This is a genomic window from Bacteroides salyersiae WAL 10018 = DSM 18765 = JCM 12988, from assembly GCF_000381365.1.
GTDB classification, from domain to species: Bacteria; Bacteroidota; Bacteroidia; order Bacteroidales; family Bacteroidaceae; genus Bacteroides; species Bacteroides salyersiae.
This window is the reverse complement of the sequence record NZ_KB905466.1, coordinates 1773824-1790050: the sequence shown is the minus strand read 5'-3', so window position 1 is coordinate 1790050 and position 16227 is coordinate 1773824. Positions and strand designations below refer to the sequence as shown.

Annotated in this window: 12 protein-coding genes and 2 tRNA genes; 9 read left to right on the top strand and 5 right to left on the bottom strand. The window is 39.0% G+C overall.

From position 1 onward, the window contains the following. Positions 1 to 26: 26 nt before the first annotated feature. From HMPREF1532_RS06840 to ribD, 5 genes are all read right to left on the bottom strand, one after another. Positions 27 to 2675 (bottom strand): BamA/OMP85 family outer membrane protein, encoded by a 2649-nt coding sequence (locus tag HMPREF1532_RS06840; RefSeq protein WP_005926767.1) that lies wholly within the window; start codon positions 2673 to 2675, stop codon positions 27 to 29. A gap of 25 nt (positions 2676 to 2700) precedes the next feature. Further along, a complete protein-coding gene (locus HMPREF1532_RS06835; protein ID WP_005926764.1) occupies positions 2701 to 3435 on the bottom strand; it encodes an isoprenyl transferase in 735 nt (244 codons plus the stop codon). A gap of 4 nt (positions 3436 to 3439) precedes the next feature. After that, positions 3440 to 4144, bottom strand: a complete 705-nt coding sequence (porG, locus tag HMPREF1532_RS06830; RefSeq protein WP_005926761.1) for a type IX secretion system protein PorG — start codon at positions 4142 to 4144, stop codon at positions 3440 to 3442. A gap of 65 nt (positions 4145 to 4209) precedes the next feature. Then, complete coding sequence (gene bamI / locus HMPREF1532_RS06825) at positions 4210 to 5589, bottom strand: BamI family beta-barrel-assembly machinery protein (RefSeq protein WP_005926758.1); 1380 nt, start codon at positions 5587 to 5589, stop codon at positions 4210 to 4212. A gap of 124 nt (positions 5590 to 5713) precedes the next feature. Beyond that, positions 5714 to 6769 (bottom strand): bifunctional diaminohydroxyphosphoribosylaminopyrimidine deaminase/5-amino-6-(5-phosphoribosylamino)uracil reductase RibD, encoded by a 1056-nt coding sequence (gene ribD, locus HMPREF1532_RS06820; RefSeq protein WP_005926755.1) that lies wholly within the window; start codon positions 6767 to 6769, stop codon positions 5714 to 5716. A 56-nt stretch (positions 6770 to 6825) separates the two neighbouring features. Between ribD and prmC the strand changes: the two genes are divergently transcribed. The 9 genes from prmC (at position 6826) to HMPREF1532_RS06775 (ending at position 16214) form a co-directional block, all read left to right on the top strand. Further along, complete coding sequence (prmC, locus tag HMPREF1532_RS06815; RefSeq protein WP_025819144.1) at positions 6826 to 7662, top strand: peptide chain release factor N(5)-glutamine methyltransferase; 837 nt, start codon at positions 6826 to 6828, stop codon at positions 7660 to 7662. Next, entirely contained in the window at positions 7659 to 8138 is a 480-nt protein-coding gene (locus tag HMPREF1532_RS06810) for a regulatory protein RecX (RefSeq protein ID WP_005926750.1), read from the top strand. Before prmC ends, HMPREF1532_RS06810 begins: the two co-directional genes overlap by 4 nt. A 79-nt stretch (positions 8139 to 8217) precedes the next feature. Further along, complete coding sequence (gene pyrE, locus HMPREF1532_RS06805; RefSeq protein ID WP_005926748.1) at positions 8218 to 8856, top strand: orotate phosphoribosyltransferase; 639 nt, start codon at positions 8218 to 8220, stop codon at positions 8854 to 8856. 108 nt (positions 8857 to 8964) lie between these two features. Further along, positions 8965 to 9375, top strand: a complete 411-nt coding sequence (locus HMPREF1532_RS06800) for an SRPBCC family protein (RefSeq protein ID WP_005926745.1) — start codon at positions 8965 to 8967, stop codon at positions 9373 to 9375. Between the two features lie 119 nt (positions 9376 to 9494). Next, positions 9495 to 10838, top strand: coding sequence for an argininosuccinate lyase (gene argH, locus HMPREF1532_RS06795; RefSeq protein ID WP_005926743.1), 1344 nt, complete (start codon positions 9495 to 9497; stop codon positions 10836 to 10838). A gap of 13 nt (positions 10839 to 10851) precedes the next feature. Then, positions 10852 to 11298 (top strand): Rieske (2Fe-2S) protein, encoded by a 447-nt coding sequence (locus HMPREF1532_RS06790; RefSeq protein WP_005926740.1) that lies wholly within the window; start codon positions 10852 to 10854, stop codon positions 11296 to 11298. 752 nt (positions 11299 to 12050) lie between these two features. Continuing rightward, positions 12051 to 12123 (top strand) — tRNA-Gly (locus HMPREF1532_RS06785). A gap of 14 nt (positions 12124 to 12137) precedes the next feature. Continuing rightward, positions 12138 to 12221: transfer RNA gene (locus HMPREF1532_RS06780), tRNA-Leu, on the top strand. Between the two features lie 522 nt (positions 12222 to 12743). Continuing rightward, positions 12744 to 16214, top strand: a complete 3471-nt coding sequence (locus tag HMPREF1532_RS06775) for a SusC/RagA family TonB-linked outer membrane protein (RefSeq protein ID WP_005926737.1) — start codon at positions 12744 to 12746, stop codon at positions 16212 to 16214. The last annotated feature ends 13 nt before the right edge of the window (positions 16215 to 16227 follow it).

Below are 16227 nucleotides of genomic sequence, written 5' to 3'. Positions count from 1 at the left end.
AATGTTTAGTTTTTTTAATGAAACAATTAGAATTCTTGACCCAGTACGAAGTGGAAATGACTACCACCGGCACTGCTGCTACCGAATACTTTATCGAAACCGTAAGCCCAGTCGATACCCATCATACCAATCATCGGAAGGAAGATACGTACACCGACACCGGCAGAACGTTTCAAGTCGAACGGATTGAATTTATTGATATCGTTCCATGCATTACCGGCTTCTAAGAAACCTAACACATAAATGTTAGTACTTGTTTCCAGCATTAACGGATATCTTAATTCGATGCCCAAACGGGTGTATGCATAACCTTCGCTACCGTAAGGTGTCAACGAACTGTTTTCGTATCCACGTAATGCAATACTTTCCGTAGCATAGCTCGAGTATCCCGTCATACCGTCGCCACCTACATCAAATGTTTCGAATGGAGACTTCTTGTATTTATTGTAGTGTCCCAATAAACCGAATTCAACACGACTCATCAGTACCAAAGATTTAGGATGAGTGGTATAGTCCATCAAAGCTGTATAAGTTTTTGCTTTGAATTTCCATTTATGGTACTCAATCCAATTGTATAGCTTGTTTCTATTGTCTTGAGTAATGCTACCATTGGAATTATAGTATCCTTTGTAATCTCTTCCGTCAAACAGAGAATACGGTGGTGTAATCTGTGCCGACAATGAGAATTCGGAGCCTTGGCGCGGGAACAACGGATTGTCTATAGAACTACGGGCCAATGTCAGGTTCAGACTGATGTTGTTGCATTTACCGTCTGTAACAGGGAAATACTGCCAGTCTTTCAATATATAACGTTGGTATGCCAATTCTGCTGAAAGCGTAAAATAGTCATCCGGCCATTTTAGACGTTTACCCCAACCGATTGAAAGTCCCCACATCTGGATCGATTTGTCAGGGTCATAGTAGTTCTCGTAGTTGTTGTAGTTTCCGTAGTTGTACATGCCATATCCGCCATAACCACTATAAATACTGTTGTAATAGTTATTATAATAGCTATCGTTGTAATAGCGGCTACTGATATCGGTTTGTCTGGAGTAGAAAGCCGAAACTGAGAATGAGTTCGGACGTTTGCCTCCAAACCACGGATCGAAGAATGAGATACTGTATGATTGATAGTATCTTGCATTGGTTTGCCCGCTGACGGTCAATGTCTGGCCGTCACCTTGCGGAAGTATACCGCGATAGTTATCTCCCGGGTGTAGCAGATTGGCCAGTGAGAAGTTGGTAAACTTCAAACTCAATTTACCGATTACACCTGTCTGTCCCCAACCTGCGGAGAATTCAACCTGGTCATTGGCTTTGGATACCAGATTGTAGGCGATATCAACCGTACCGTTCATCGGGTCCGGTTGAATATCCGGTTGGATATTTTCCGGGTCGAAATGTCCCATTTGCTGGATTTCACGCATAGAACGCATGAGGTCATCACGACTGAACAGTTGCCCGGGACGGGTACGAAGTTCACGGCGAACTACATTTTCATACAAACGGTCGTTACCGTTGATCTTGATTTTATTGATAGTGGCTTGTCTGCCTTCGTAAATTCTCATTTCAAGGTCGATAGAATCTCCATCGATATTGATTTCAACCGGGTCGAGGTTATAGAACAGGTAACCGTTGTTATAGTATAAGTTACCGATAGCATCCTCATCCGTAGAAAGGCGTTCATTCAATAATTTCTGATTATAGACATCTCCCTTTTTCATGCGGAGAAGGTAATTCAGTTGTTCGGAAGGATATAAAGTGTTACCTACCCATGTTACATTACGAAGATAGTACTTGTCTCCTTCTTCTATTTCGATATATACATTGACGGTCTTTTCATCGTAAGGTGATACACTGTCCACAACGATCACCGCATCACGGTAACCTAATTCATTATACTTATCGATAATCAACTGTTTGTCTTCTTCGTATTTTTCATTGATGAATTTCTTGGTACGGAACAGGTTTTTCAGTTTACCTTTTTCATTTGTTTTCTTCATTACGCGTTTCAGCTTGGACGTTTTGATGGCCTTGTTGCCGACGATCGTAATTTCATGCACTTTTACCTTTTCTTTTTTATCAATATTTACATCGACAATGACTTGGTTTTCATTGGAAACATCGTCTTTTTGTGAGATAATGATTTCTGCATTTTTGAAACCTTTGTCGTCAAAATAACGTTTAATAAGGGTTTTTGCACGATCTACCAAGTTCGGGGTAATCTGGCTGCCTTTTACCAATCCCAAACGTGTTTCCAAATCCTGCCTTTCTGACTTTTTAACACCATGATAACGTATTTCCGAAATACGCGGGCGTTGGGTCAGACTGATTTTTAACCAAATTTTGTTACCTTCTATCTTTTCGGCTGTAATCTGTACATTCGAGAATAGTCCATGACGCCAATAACGCTTGATAGCACTTGTTATTTCATCGCCCGGCACTGAGATCGTTTGTCCTACCGATAATCCGGACAGCCCGATGAGTACATAGTCCTCGTAGTTTTTAACACCTTCGACCTTTATATCGGCTATTTCATATTTTTTGGGTGTTCCTGAATATAAAATAACAGGCTTTGAAGATTCGTCTGTGTTAGCATCTTGTGCCCTGCCTGCCAATACAAACCCAAACAGGCAGATAAACGTTACGAATATGAAGGAAATACGATAATGCATTTATGTTATAATTATAAGTTTTGAGTTAACTGATTTGTTCACTGGTTTTGCCGAAGCGACGTTCCCGTTTCTGATAATCACAGATGGCTTTTCTCAATTCTTCTTCCCTGAAATCGGGCCAGAAAGTGTCACAGAAATAGAGTTCGGAATAAGCACACTGCCATAAAAGATAGTTGCTTAACCGTATCTCACCTCCTGTTCGGATCAACAAATCCGGATTGGGCATAAAATGAGTGGTCAGATGTGATTCTATGCAGTCGCAGGTAATTTCTTCGGGAGTAATTTCTCCTTTTTGTACCCGTATTGCAATTTGTTTGGCTGCTTCTGTTATTTCCCATCGTGAAGAATAGCTGAGTGCTAATACCAGACACATACCGGTGTTGTGCGAAGTGTGTTCTACACAAGTATTCAGGCGTGTCAATACATTCTCCGGCAACTTTTCTATATCACCTATAATACGAAAGCTGATGTTATTCTTCATAAAGGTCTCTTCTTCGATGGAATCGAAAAGAAGACTCATCAACGCTGCCACTTCATCGGACGGACGATTCCAATTTTCTGTAGAGAAAGTATATAATGTCAGATACTTGATGCCCATTCGGGCTGCTTCTTCTGCAATGACATGCACCGTTTCCGCACCGGTCTGATGTCCAAAACTGCGTTCACGTCCGCGCTGTTTGGCCCATCTTCCGTTACCATCCATGATAATTGCTACATGTTGAGGTATCCGGCTAAAATCTATTTGCTCTGTATAGGACATCTTTTTAGTTGTTACATTCTTTACATCTGGAAAAAAGGTCATATGTCACAAAAAAGACGGTATATGAATAACTGTCTTTGTTCTTCCATCCCTGACTTTTAATCCGATACGGATCATTCAATTGCAGTCCTTCTTTATTGGTGACATCTAATTTATCACTTAAGCTGAACCGCATGGTAAACTCGCAACCGATATTGATGCGGTGGGCTATTTTATATTTCACTCCCACCCCTATCGGAAAGTTTACTGTAAATACTCCTTCTGCCGGTGCCGGTGCGAAGGTAAATCCCATTCCCCCTAATATATAAGGAGTAAAACGATGCCCTCCGTTATATCCTATTCCGGTACCGTATGCCAGAAAGTTATATTCAAATTGTGCCCCGAGGTCGAAGAGTGTACGTTTAAAACCAACTTCTCCGTTGTCGGGGTATTTGTTTTTAAAATTTTTCGTGTTGCCGGATATTCTTCCTGCCATTAAATTGGTTTTTATAGACATTCGTGGATTCATGATAAACCTGGCCATAAATCCTCCGGCTACTCCTATATTTTTGAATGGGGTGGTGTAATTGGCATCACCCATGTAAAAACTGCCTCCTAATCCGCCCCCCAATTCCATTCTATATTCTTCGTCATCCTGCGCATGCAGACTGAAAAGCGGTAAAGTGAGCATCCATATACATGATATCAGCGTTCTTTTGATAAATGCCATAATCGTTTTATTACTTGGTTATTCCATTAATAGAACGGCTGATTAACTTTAAAATTGTATATAGGCTACTGTCTGTCAAAGCCTAACCGGTTTAAACGTCCCCGCCAAACTTCATTGGGCTGACTTCGCATTATCCAGATAAAATTATTTTTATCCACTACCATTGAATAATCAGATTCCCAACCTCGGAAACCTCCGGTGGCAGAAGATTCTGAGGCAGCTTGCTCCGGGAACATGAACATACTTTCTACTGCATTCCATACAATGCCGTTTACAGACTTGTAGAAAGTCTTGAAATCTTTTCCGAAAATATAGAATGCATCTCCGTAGTACATGATAGACGGATCTTGTAGCATGGGACAAGTATAGGACGATTCGGTTGAAAGGGCCGCCCATTCCTGGCCTTCCATATATCCCCACGCTATAGTTGCCGTATCGTTTTCCGTCGGCTCAACGATATTACCTACGACCATTATATTAGGTACGCCGATTGCATTGTTGAAAGTCGTTGCCGAGATATTGTTGCGTGGGAAATTTTGAGGGACAATTCCTTCTACTTTCCATTCACTACCATCGGTCGTGAAGAACCTTTCCACATCCTCGGTTTCGTTCTTTTCGTTTGTTTCTTTAAGGGTTTTAATTCCTGTAAGAATATTGCTGATCGGTGCGATAAGTGTGACCACATCTTCGCCGAATGCCGGAGCATCTGTCCAACTTTTACCGTCACTTGAACTATAAACTTTACTGTAACCGTTTACTGTAGCATACAGCATTTCTTTAAAGGTGACTATTGAAGTGAGGTCTGTTGATGGCAATCCACTGATCGGGCTCTCGGCCCAATGCTTTCCATCGGACAATGCGGTGGAGTACACAGCAGTTGCTTCCGGTGAATAAACCAATATGTTATTATCAAAAATGATTGCTTTTTGTTTGCCGGTAATTGCGGGTGCAAAAGGCTGGGCTATCGGACCGTCGCCCCAGTTCAGGGAATCCGGCTGCTGTTGATGTACACGCACAGAGAGGGAGTATTCTTTCTTGTGTTCTAAATCGGGGGCGTATACTCTGAATTTGAAAGGTTTTCCAGATGTTCCGTCCGGAAGTATTTCCATTGTATTGACTAAATTGACAGAATCTTCTATGTTGAAAAGCGAGTCTTTACCGGCAGCGTCTACCGCAACGACATATCCTGCCGTCGAAAGTGTTTTGATTAGGATTCTGTCGATAATGGTATCCGAACCAACTGGCAATGAATCTTGATTGTATATTCTTCCTGAAAGCTGATCTATCGTGAAAGCATAATTCACTCCCAATATATTGTCGAGTTCAAATGCCTGCACTAACGCATTTGGGCTATATTCGATTGGATCGTCGTCGCCAAGGCAGGAACTCATGGCAAATGATACAAATAAGAAACTCACAATTACTGATAAAAACTTAATTCTCATTTTGAACGATTGTGTTTATTTACAAGTTGCAAAAATAGGAACATTTTTTCCGATATTGAACATTGTGGAGAAGTTTTATATAAAATTATAGATAATCACAGGCTTTTTATCGATGGAAACCCCTCTATATAGGGTTGTTTAACCTGCTTTTATTTGTGTAATGTGTTATTTCTACTCCAAAATGTTTTTCAGTGGAATAACTAATTTTATTTCTTATTTCAGGTGCTTTAACACCGGATTGCAGCCTGATTTCGGCTCTCTCAATAAATGCTTCATCCCATAATTCTGCATTGATGAACGACTGAAGCAATTGTGCTCCTCCTTCTACCAGCAGGGATTGTAATCCACGGTGATAAAGTTCTTCCATGATCTGCGGTAATAAGTCTTTTTGGTAATTTAAGGTGATATATTCTATATGCTTTTCTTGGGGGTGTATTAAGGATGTAAAAATAAGTGTTGGAATGTTGTCACTGAGAAGATGTAAAGTGGATGGTAGTGACAGATCTTTGTCCAATGCGATTCGTACCGGATTTTTGCCGTACCAATTTCGTACTGTTAATGACGGATTGTCTAACAACGCCGTTCGGCTTCCTACCATGATGGCGTCTGATTCACTTCTCTTTTTATGTACCAACATTGAGGTCAGTGAGGTAGAGAGCATTACCGGATGTCCCTCCGAGCGGTTGATGTCAATAAAGCCATCTGATGATTCGGCCCATTTTAATATAATGTAAGGACGCCGGAGGGTATTGAATGTGATAAAGCGTCGTATTAAGTCACGGCATTCTTTTTCGAGTACACCTACAACCACTTCTCTTCCTGCATTGCGCAGCTTCTGTATGCCTCGTCCGGCCACTTCTGAAAATGGATCCTGGCAACCGATGACGATACGTGGTATTTGCTTTTCGATAATCAGGTCAGCACAAGGGGGTGTTTTGCCATAATGAGAACAGGGCTCCAAGCTGACGTAGATGGTGGAATGTTTTAATAAGGTTTGATCTTTAACCGAGCGGATGGCATTAACTTCTGCGTGGGCTTGTCCGCAACGGATATGGTATCCTTCGCCGATGATGCGTCCATTGTGCACGATGACGGCTCCTACCATCGGATTAGGGGATACATTGCATAAACCGTTTCGTGCCAGTTCGATGCAACGCTGCATGTATTTTTCTTCTTCCATTTTTCCGTCTTTTATTAATAATATTTGTACTTTTGCACCCCAAAACAGATGAATTTATGAATCGGGTCTCGACTTACATCCGTCAATCGCTGTGTGATATTTATCCTCCTCAGGAACTTAAGAGCCTGACGATGATGATTTGGTGTGATCTGCTTGGCATGGATGCACTCGATATTTATTTGGGCAAAGATATTAATTTATCAGAAAGCAAACTGCATGAACTTGAAAACATTCTGCAACGTTTGCGGAAAAACGAGCCGGTACAATATATTCGTGGGTTTGCAAATTTTCTCAGCCGGCCTTTTTATGTTGCGCCCGGTGTGTTGATTCCACGTCCGGAAACTGAAGAACTGGTAGAGCTTATTATTAGTGAAAATCAGTTTGATACTCCTCGAATCTTAGACATCGGTACCGGAAGCGGATGTATCGCTGTTTCTTTATCTCTTGATATTCTGCATGCTCAGGTTACCGCTTGGGACGTTTCGGATGAAGCGCTCGATATAGCTCATCGTAATAATGAAGCGTTGAATGCTACTGTGTCCTTTGAGAAAAGAAATGTGTTTGCTGATGTAGAACAGCAAAAAAAGTTTGATATTGTTGTCAGCAATCCACCGTATGTGACAGAGTCCGAGAAAAGGGCGATGGAATCGAATGTACTCGATTGGGAGCCGGGACTGGCTTTGTTTGTGCCGGATAATGATCCGTTGTGTTTTTATCGCCGGATTGCAGCTTTGGGGCGAAAACTTTTAAGCCCGGGTGGAAAGCTCTATTTTGAAATAAATCGTCTGTATGGTGCACAGATCGTTTCTATGTTGGCTGATTTGGGGTATTGTAATCCCCGTTTGATAAAAGATATTTCTGGTAATGATAGAATAGTAACTACATATAAATGAATACGATAACTGAAGATGAGGCGTTGAATCGTGTTGCCGCCTATTGTTCTGCTGCCGAACATTGCCGGGCAGAAGTGAGTGAGAAATTGCAAAAGTGGGGAATAGCTTACGAAGCGATAGAACGTATTCTTACCCGGCTTGAAGCAGAAAAGTATATTGATGATGAACGCTACTGCCGTGCATTTATAAATGATAAATATCGCTTTGCCAAATGGGGGAAAATGAAAATAGGACAAGGATTGTATATGAAAAAAATTCCCTCTGATGTAGCGTGGCGTTATCTGAATGAAATCGATCAGGAAGAATATCTTGCTGTTCTGCGTGATTTGCTTGCTTCTAAGCGGAAGAGTGTTCGTGGAAAAGATGAATACGAACTCAATGGGAAGTTGATCCGTTTTGCGATGAGTCGCGGCTTTGAAATGAAAGATATTAAGTGTTGTATAGAGGTTTCGGAGGAAGAAGCATGTGCTGATTAAAAAAATAACGGGAATCTTCTTTCTCGTTTCGTTCTATTTCTGTATTTTTGCAATCTATAATTATCAAGTTAGTTTAGTTATGAAAAACTTAGAGAGATTATTTGCTGAGAAGTTACTAAAGATTAAAGCGATTAAGCTTCAACCGGCTAATCCTTTTACATGGGCTTCCGGATGGAAATCACCGTTTTACTGTGATAACCGTAAAACACTTTCTTATCCGTCTCTTCGTAATTTTGTGAAGATTGAAATTACACGTCTGATATTGGAACGATTCGGACAGGTGGATGCTATTGCAGGCGTTGCTACAGGAGCTATCCCTCAGGGGGCGTTGGTGGCCGATGCATTGAATCTTCCGTTCGTGTATGTTCGTTCTACCCCGAAAGATCATGGATTAGAGAACCTTATCGAAGGAGAGCTCCGACCCGGAATGAAAGTAGTGGTGGTAGAGGATTTGATATCTACCGGTGGTAGTAGTTTGAAAGCTGTAGAAGCGATTCGTCGTGACGGCTGTGAAGTGATCGGTATGGTAGCTGCCTATACGTATGGCTTCCCGGTAGCTGAGAAAGCATTTAAAGATGCTAAAGTACCTTTGGTTACGTTGACAAATTACGAAGCAGTGCTTGACGCAGCACTTCGTACCGGTTATATTGAAGATACGGATGTTGCAACTTTGAACGAATGGCGCAAAGACCCGGCACATTGGGACGCAGCAAAGTAATAAAAGATATTTGACTATATTTAATACGTAGATAAAGAAGAGCCATTCGGGCAGATATTGTTCGGATAGTTCTTTTTTTGTCTTTAATTTATTAAGAATAAAAATAAGATGACTAAATTTGAAAGTCCGGTAAAAGTAATACCTTTCAGTCAGGAACGTGTTTACGGGAAATTGTCGGATCTCAGTAATCTCGAAGCTATAAAAGATCGTTTGCCGGAAGACAAAGTGAAAGATATAAGCTTTGATTCGGACAGTCTTAGTTTCACCGTGTCTCCTGTGGGACAGTTGACGTTGAAGATAGTTGAGCGTGAACCTAATAAGTGCATTAAACTTGAAACGACTAATTCACCTCTTCCATTTAATATGTGGATTCAGCTTGTTGCAACTGGGGATGAAGAATGTAAACTGAAAGTGACTATTGGCATGGAATTGAATCCTTTTATGAAGGCAATGGTTCAGAAACCTCTTCAGGAAGGATTGGAGAAAATGGCGGATATGTTGGCGATGATTCAATATTAACCAAGCGGTAAGCGGCCAAATGGTGAATGATAGAGTAACCTTTTATTATTATTTCTGATAGAAATAGTCACAGTATCTATTACTTACTACTGGCTACTAACTACTAACTACTAAATATTATGGCACAGAAACTTTGGGAAAAATCAGTTCAGGTGAATAAAGAGATAGATCGCTTTACTGTCGGTCGTGACCGTGAAATGGATCTTTATCTTGCGAAGCATGATGTAATGGGATCTATGGCCCATATTACTATGCTCCAAAGTATCGGGTTATTGACGGAAGAAGAGCTTTCTCTGCTGTTGGCTGAATTAAAGAATATCTATGCAGAAGCAGAACGGGGAGAGTTTGTGATTGAAGATGGAGTAGAAGATGTGCATTCGCAGGTAGAGTTGATGCTGACCCGTCGATTGGGTGATGTGGGTAAAAAAATACATAGTGGTCGTTCGCGTAATGATCAGGTACTTCTTGATTTGAAGCTGTTCACTCGTACTCAATTGAAAGAGGTGGCTGAGGCGGTAGAACAGTTGTTTCATGTGCTGATTCTTCAAAGTGAACGATATAAGAATGTGTTGATGCCCGGATATACTCATTTGCAGATAGCGATGCCCTCATCTTTCGGATTGTGGTTTGGTGCTTATGCCGAAAGTTTGGTGGATGATATGCTCTTTTTGCAGGCTGCTTTCAAGATGTGTAACCGTAATCCGTTAGGGTCAGCTGCCGGTTATGGCTCCTCTTTTCCATTGGACCGTACGATGACGACTCGTTTGCTTGGTTTTGATTCTCTGAATTATAATGTGGTATATGCCCAGATGGGTCGTGGTAAAATGGAGCGTAATGTAGCTTTTGCACTTGCCACTATTGCCGGGACCATTTCTAAGCTTGCATTTGATGCTTGTATGTTCAATAGTCAGAACTTCGGTTTCGTGAAACTGCCTGATGATTGCACTACCGGTTCCAGTATTATGCCACATAAGAAGAATCCGGATGTTTTTGAGCTGACGCGTGCTAAATGTAACAAATTGCAATCGCTTCCACAGCAGATCATGATGATAGCCAATAATCTGCCATCGGGATATTTTCGTGATTTGCAGATAATAAAAGAGGTATTCTTACCTGCTTTTCAGGAATTGAAAGATTGTCTGCAGATGACGACTTATATTATGAATGAGATAAAAGTAAACGAACATATCTTGGATGATGATAAGTATCTGCTCATTTTTAGTGTAGAAGAGGTGAATCGTCTGGCGCGCGAAGGTATGCCTTTTCGTGATGCTTATAAGAAAGTAGGGCTTGATATTGAGGCCGGAAATTTCTCGCATAGTAAGCAAGTTCATCATACTCATGAGGGGAGTATCGGCAATCTTTGTAATGATGAAATCTCTGCCTTGATGCAAAAGGTGATAGAAGGGTTCAACTTCCGGGGAATGGAGGAAGCGGAGAAAAAAATATTGGAACGTTCATAAAAGTGATATGCTCATGCGTAAATTGTTTTTGACTCTATTATTATTTATAAGTGTCGTTGCTTGTGATGATGCCTATAAATCGAGTATTCCGGATGTTGCATTTGAATTGAGGTACAATATTGCTGTTTTTCCATCAATAACACAGCCCGGTTATTTTGTTAAAGTTGAGAAGAATACGCATGGTATTCCAGTGGGATATGCCGGTATTATTCTTGGTAAGTCTGTATTCTCGGATTATGGAGATAATAATTATATTGCTTTTGATGCAGCTTGCCCTGTTGAAGCCAGTCGTAGCGTTTCCATTAATGTGCAGGAAGATGGTTTGGGAAATGCTGTCTGTCCGTCATGTGGCACGAAATATGCTTTAAGTTCGGGAGGAGTGCCCGAAGGTGAGGGAACGGAATATTTAAAGCGTTATAATGTAACTGTTAATGGAAGTACATTGTTGGTTCGCAACTGATTTTTATTATAATGTACGCTCGATATAATATTGGAATAATCTTAATAGCCCGTCATTGACAAAGTTCGTGTCAATGGTGGGCTTTTTACTTTTATTATCAGTTGTATTTTATTGAGAAATATGATTTCAAAGAGTGTTTCTCCATATGGCCCTTATTTACATATAGTCTCTTTCTTTGATATTTTTAAAGAATGTATCCTGTTTAAGTGGTTCACGGTCATTCACGAGTCAATGAAAAACAAGCAGATCGCTGGAATTTCATAGATGGAAAATTTACAAAAGGGCGATAAGAGGAGTGGTAAGGGTATGGGGATTTATGGCATAAATCACTCCGTTTGTATGCAAAGAATTATTCGTTTATTTATGTGATTTCATTGATTATGTTATTAATAAAGCAACTTGGTGAAGCAACTATTATTTGTTTGTTAAGATTAATAGTTATTTTAATCATATCTTGGACTTTGATTGGTGAATGACTTATGTCCGATTGATATTATGACAGGAAATATAGGGTGCTGTTTTTTTTGTATCATTACTAAATGTCTGGAAATATGAAAACAATGGTGGTCTGTTATAGGTGTAAATGTGTTGTTGTACAGTTGATTATGAGGTGAATAAGGGCTTTCAAGCTATAGATGGGATTGGACGCATCTTTGTATGGTGACTTTGTTTGTCTTTCTTTTCAAAACTTTCCTTTTAAAAAATTTGGCAGAAACAACAAAACTCTTTATCTTTGCACCCGTTGAAAAAATGCGGAAATAGCTCAGTTGGTAGAGCATAACCTTGCCAAGGTTAGGGTCGCGAGTTCGAGTCTCGTTTTCCGCTCTCTTTGAAAGGATGCTCGAATGGTGGAATGGTAGACACGAAGGACTTAAAATCCTTTGGCCATTGCGGCTGTGCGGGTTCAAGTCCCGCTTCGAGTACGAGTATTCCTGATTAAAAGCTCTGTAAGTCATTGATTTATGGAGCTTTTTTCTTTTCTGTATTTTTTTAAGATAAACTGTCCTCGGGCTTTAAATTAAGTAACATTTCCTACGAATTATGCGGTTCATGTAAACCAAGAGTTAAACCGAAAAGTGTATGAAAGTTACTATTAATGTGTTGTGTTACAGTCTGTATATTGTACTACAAAAAAATGTGATGTAGAACAACTTCTCATTAATACGGCAATTATATGTTCATGTGATAAAGATACTTTTTTAATTTAATCTCTCAGATTCTTATATTGATTTGTTAAAAGAATGATGCAAAATGTTTTTTTCTGAATTCTTTTTAGTAACCTATTCCAATAGATTGTATATATAATATATAAATTAAATGTTTTAAAAAATTTAAGAGGTGAAAAACATGGATAAAGGTAATTAATGTAACAGTGACTTTGATGCGGAATGCATGTATCTGAATGAAAATAACCAGTATTTTGTTAATGTTAAAAATGATACTAAATGAAAAAAAAATTAAAGTGTGAGATTAAAATCTTACTATTTTTCTTATTCCTATTTATTCCATTTTTTTTGAGTGCTACAGCACAAGAAGAGAAAAGAATCAGTTTGGATTTTGCAAATGTTCCACTAAGCCAAGTTTTGAATGAGATTGGCAAACAAACTTCGCTTCGTATTATTTACAATACGAAAGATGTTAATCCTGATAAGATTGTTTCTGTAAAAGTTAATCAAGAAAGATTAGCTTCTGTTATGGTTAATTTGTTGAAAAACACCAATGTGGCTTATACGCTGAAAGATGATTGTCTTGTTCTTTTTTCCTCTAAAGAAAAAAGAAATATAGAAAATGTACAGCAACGACAACAACAAGATAAGCGTATTATTAAAGGTGTAATATCTGATGAGTTTGGTGAACCTCTTATGGGCGTGAGTATCAAAATACAAGGAACCGGTATGGGGACTATTACGGATTTGGACGGTAATTATACAATTGAAGTAGCAGGTGATAAAGACGTATTGGTGTTTTCCTATATTGGATATAAAACGATTGTGTTGCCGGTGGTAGGAGCGACTTCTTTTAATATTATAATGAAAGAAGATTCACAGCAATTGGGAGAAGTTGTAATTACTGCAATGGGTATTGAAAGAAAAGCGGAATCTTTGACTTATGCTACTCAACAGATTGGTGGAAAGGAATTGACTCGTGCGAAAGATGTAAATTTTGTAAATTCATTGCAAGGAAAGAGTGCCGGTTTGACGATTACTCCTAACTCTTCAGGAGCTGGTGGCGGTTCTTCTAAAATAACGCTTCGTGGGCAAAGTTCTATTTTGGGTAATAATCAGCCGTTAATAGTCTTAGATGGTATTCCGATGTCAAATGGAATGTCGGGACAATCTCAAGAAATTCTGATGGCGGCTTCTCGTGACGGTGGTGATTTGTTGTCTACTATTAATCCAGATGATATCGCCAATATATCTATATTAAAAGGTCCTAATGCTGCTGCTTTATATGGTAGTGCGGCCAACAATGGTGTTATTATCATTACTACAAAGAGTGGACGTGAGGGGAAAGTCAAAATTGATTTTTCCAGTAATATAACTTTAGAAACACCTTTGGTTTATCCAGAACAGCAGAAAACTTTTGCTCCTGAAATCGTTGGTGGTGAGGTGCGTTATAATGCTTGGGGAAATAAGATCTCTGATATAACTGATGATCAATTAGCTATGTTTCCTTATTTAACAAAAAATCCCAGAAATAATGTAACAGATTTTTTTAAAACGGGGCAAACTTACAACAATTCCATTTCTTTGAATGGTGGAACAGAATATTCCAGTACTTATTTTTCTTATGGAAATACAACGCAGAAAGGGTTGATGGACAAAAATAAATTTGTGAGACATAATCTTCTTTTCAAACAAAGCTATAATCTGTTTAATGATAAGCTAAAGTTAGACTTATCATTGAATTATGTAACTCAGAAAACAATAAATCGTCCTGTTATTGGTAAAGCTAAAGGTTCACTTCCGGGATTATACCTTACTCCTTCTGCCGTAGATTTACGTTATTTTGATAAAAATAGAACTTATATTGCAGATAAAGATGATCCATTAGTATATAATCCGGCACTGGATCCGAATGTGGAAAATGATATTGTGAATCCTAATTTGGAAGGAGTGGCAGTACAAAATTTCCCGTGGGTAAATAACCCATATATCAATAATCCTTATTTTATGTTAGATGCGATCAATGATGAAGCTTTACGTGATCGTATTATGGCTTCTTTTACTGCTAAGTATCAGATTTTAAAAAGCTTGTCAGCTCAAGCCCGTGTGAGTTTGGATAAGACTCATGATGAAAATACAGTGCTTGAATTAGCTACTATTCGTGTGGCTAAAAATCAAACCTTAGGTGCTACGTACTGGGGATCAAGAGCTTCCCATCGTGAAATTTATTCGGATTATTTGTTGACATATACGGAGAAATTTAAAGAGAAAATTTCATTTAATGCTACAGTAGGTACCAGTTTTAAACGCATTAAAGATCATTCTATTTATATGACTAAGACGAATGATAATACATATGTTTCTCCAAATATACCTTATCCTATACCAGGAGCCTTGGGCTCTAACAAAGAGGGGTATAAAGGTACTTTATTAACTGGACAAGACCTGACCCCTACTACAAATTGGGAAACAGCTGTTTTTGCAACGGCACAAGTAGGATTTTGGGATAAAGGTTACATTGATGTCAGTTTCCGTAATGACTGGTCAAAGGCATTTCAGCAGTTCGCTACTCATGGTAAGTATAAAAGTTTTCCATACTATTCAGTAGGAGGTAATCTTTTATTAAAAGAATTGTTACCTTTTAATATGCCCAAACTTGACGCGATGAAGCTGAGGGCATCTTATAGTGTGGTTGGTAACTCTATCCCTGCGGAATTTTATGCTGCGCAGTTTGCAAATCCGTTAACAGGAACTATCGGAGCAAGAAATCCGACTTTTGATAATCCGAAACCTGAAACAACTCGGGCGTTCGAGGTTGGATTGGATGCGACATTATTTAATAATAAACTGAATTTAGACGTAACTATATATCAGAGTACTATGGAAAATCAGTTTATGAGAATAACTACAGCTACCGGCCAAACAAAGCCAATAAATTCAGGTAAAATTAGAAATCGCGGTATTGAGTTTACTACCAACTATAATGTCATTTCTACAAAAGATTTTAGATGGAGCACTGGTTTGAATTTATCTTATAATGATAATAAAATTATGGATACATATACTGCACCGGATGGAACAACTGATGATTGTATTATGAGTGCAAGCGGTGTGGAAATTCAGACTAAATTTATTAAAGGTGGATCTTATGGCGACTTGTACGGAAAGGATTTTGTATATGGCGATGATGGTAAAATTAAGATTCAAGACGGAAAACCCGTGTTGACAAGTGAATACAGTCGTTATTTAGGTAATACAAATGCTAAATTTAATTTCGGATGGAATAATACTTTTAGTTACAAAGATTTCTCTCTTTATTTTTTGGTTGATGGAAAGATAGGTGGAAAAGTAATTTCACTAACGCAGGCGGAAATGGATTTTGCAGGATTATCAGAGCGAAGTGCAGAAGCACGTTTAACAAATAATGGCATGGTAACTTTGCCTGATGGACAACAAATTACAGCCCGTAACTATTATGAAACTGTAGGTGGTGCTCATCTGGATTGCATTTATAAGGGGACAAATGTGCGACTTCGTGAAATCTCTTTAGGATATACATTCTATGATTTATTAGGCCCTTCCAAACATTTAACATTGTCTTTGATTGCACGTAATATCGGATTCTTGTATAAGGATTCACCAGTAGATCCGGATATATCTGCTACTGCTGCTAATGCTTTTGGCGGAGTCGATTCGTTTACACTACCGACTACCCGTAGTTTCGGTTTTAATATAAAATTAACCTATTAATTGATTTTTGAAG

Bases quoted from the DNA above. Each gene is read 5' to 3' on its own strand.
- HMPREF1532_RS06840 (WP_005926767.1), bottom strand. From the start codon at position 2,675: ATGCATTATCGTATTTCCTTCATATTCGTAACGTTTATCTGCCTGTTT.
- HMPREF1532_RS06835 (WP_005926764.1), bottom strand. From the start codon at position 3,435: ATGTCCTATACAGAGCAAATAGATTTTAGCCGGATACCTCAACATGTA.
- porG (WP_005926761.1), bottom strand. From the start codon at position 4,144: ATGGCATTTATCAAAAGAACGCTGATATCATGTATATGGATGCTCACT.
- bamI (WP_005926758.1), bottom strand. From the start codon at position 5,589: ATGAGAATTAAGTTTTTATCAGTAATTGTGAGTTTCTTATTTGTATCA.
- ribD (WP_005926755.1), bottom strand. From the start codon at position 6,769: ATGGAAGAAGAAAAATACATGCAGCGTTGCATCGAACTGGCACGAAAC.
- prmC (WP_025819144.1), top strand. From the start codon at position 6,826: ATGAATCGGGTCTCGACTTACATCCGTCAATCGCTGTGTGATATTTAT.
- HMPREF1532_RS06810 (WP_005926750.1), top strand. From the start codon at position 7,659: ATGAATACGATAACTGAAGATGAGGCGTTGAATCGTGTTGCCGCCTAT.
- pyrE (WP_005926748.1), top strand. From the start codon at position 8,218: ATGAAAAACTTAGAGAGATTATTTGCTGAGAAGTTACTAAAGATTAAA.
- HMPREF1532_RS06800 (WP_005926745.1), top strand. From the start codon at position 8,965: ATGACTAAATTTGAAAGTCCGGTAAAAGTAATACCTTTCAGTCAGGAA.
- argH (WP_005926743.1), top strand. From the start codon at position 9,495: ATGGCACAGAAACTTTGGGAAAAATCAGTTCAGGTGAATAAAGAGATA.
- HMPREF1532_RS06790 (WP_005926740.1), top strand. From the start codon at position 10,852: ATGCGTAAATTGTTTTTGACTCTATTATTATTTATAAGTGTCGTTGCT.
- HMPREF1532_RS06775 (WP_005926737.1), top strand. From the start codon at position 12,744: ATGAAAAAAAAATTAAAGTGTGAGATTAAAATCTTACTATTTTTCTTA.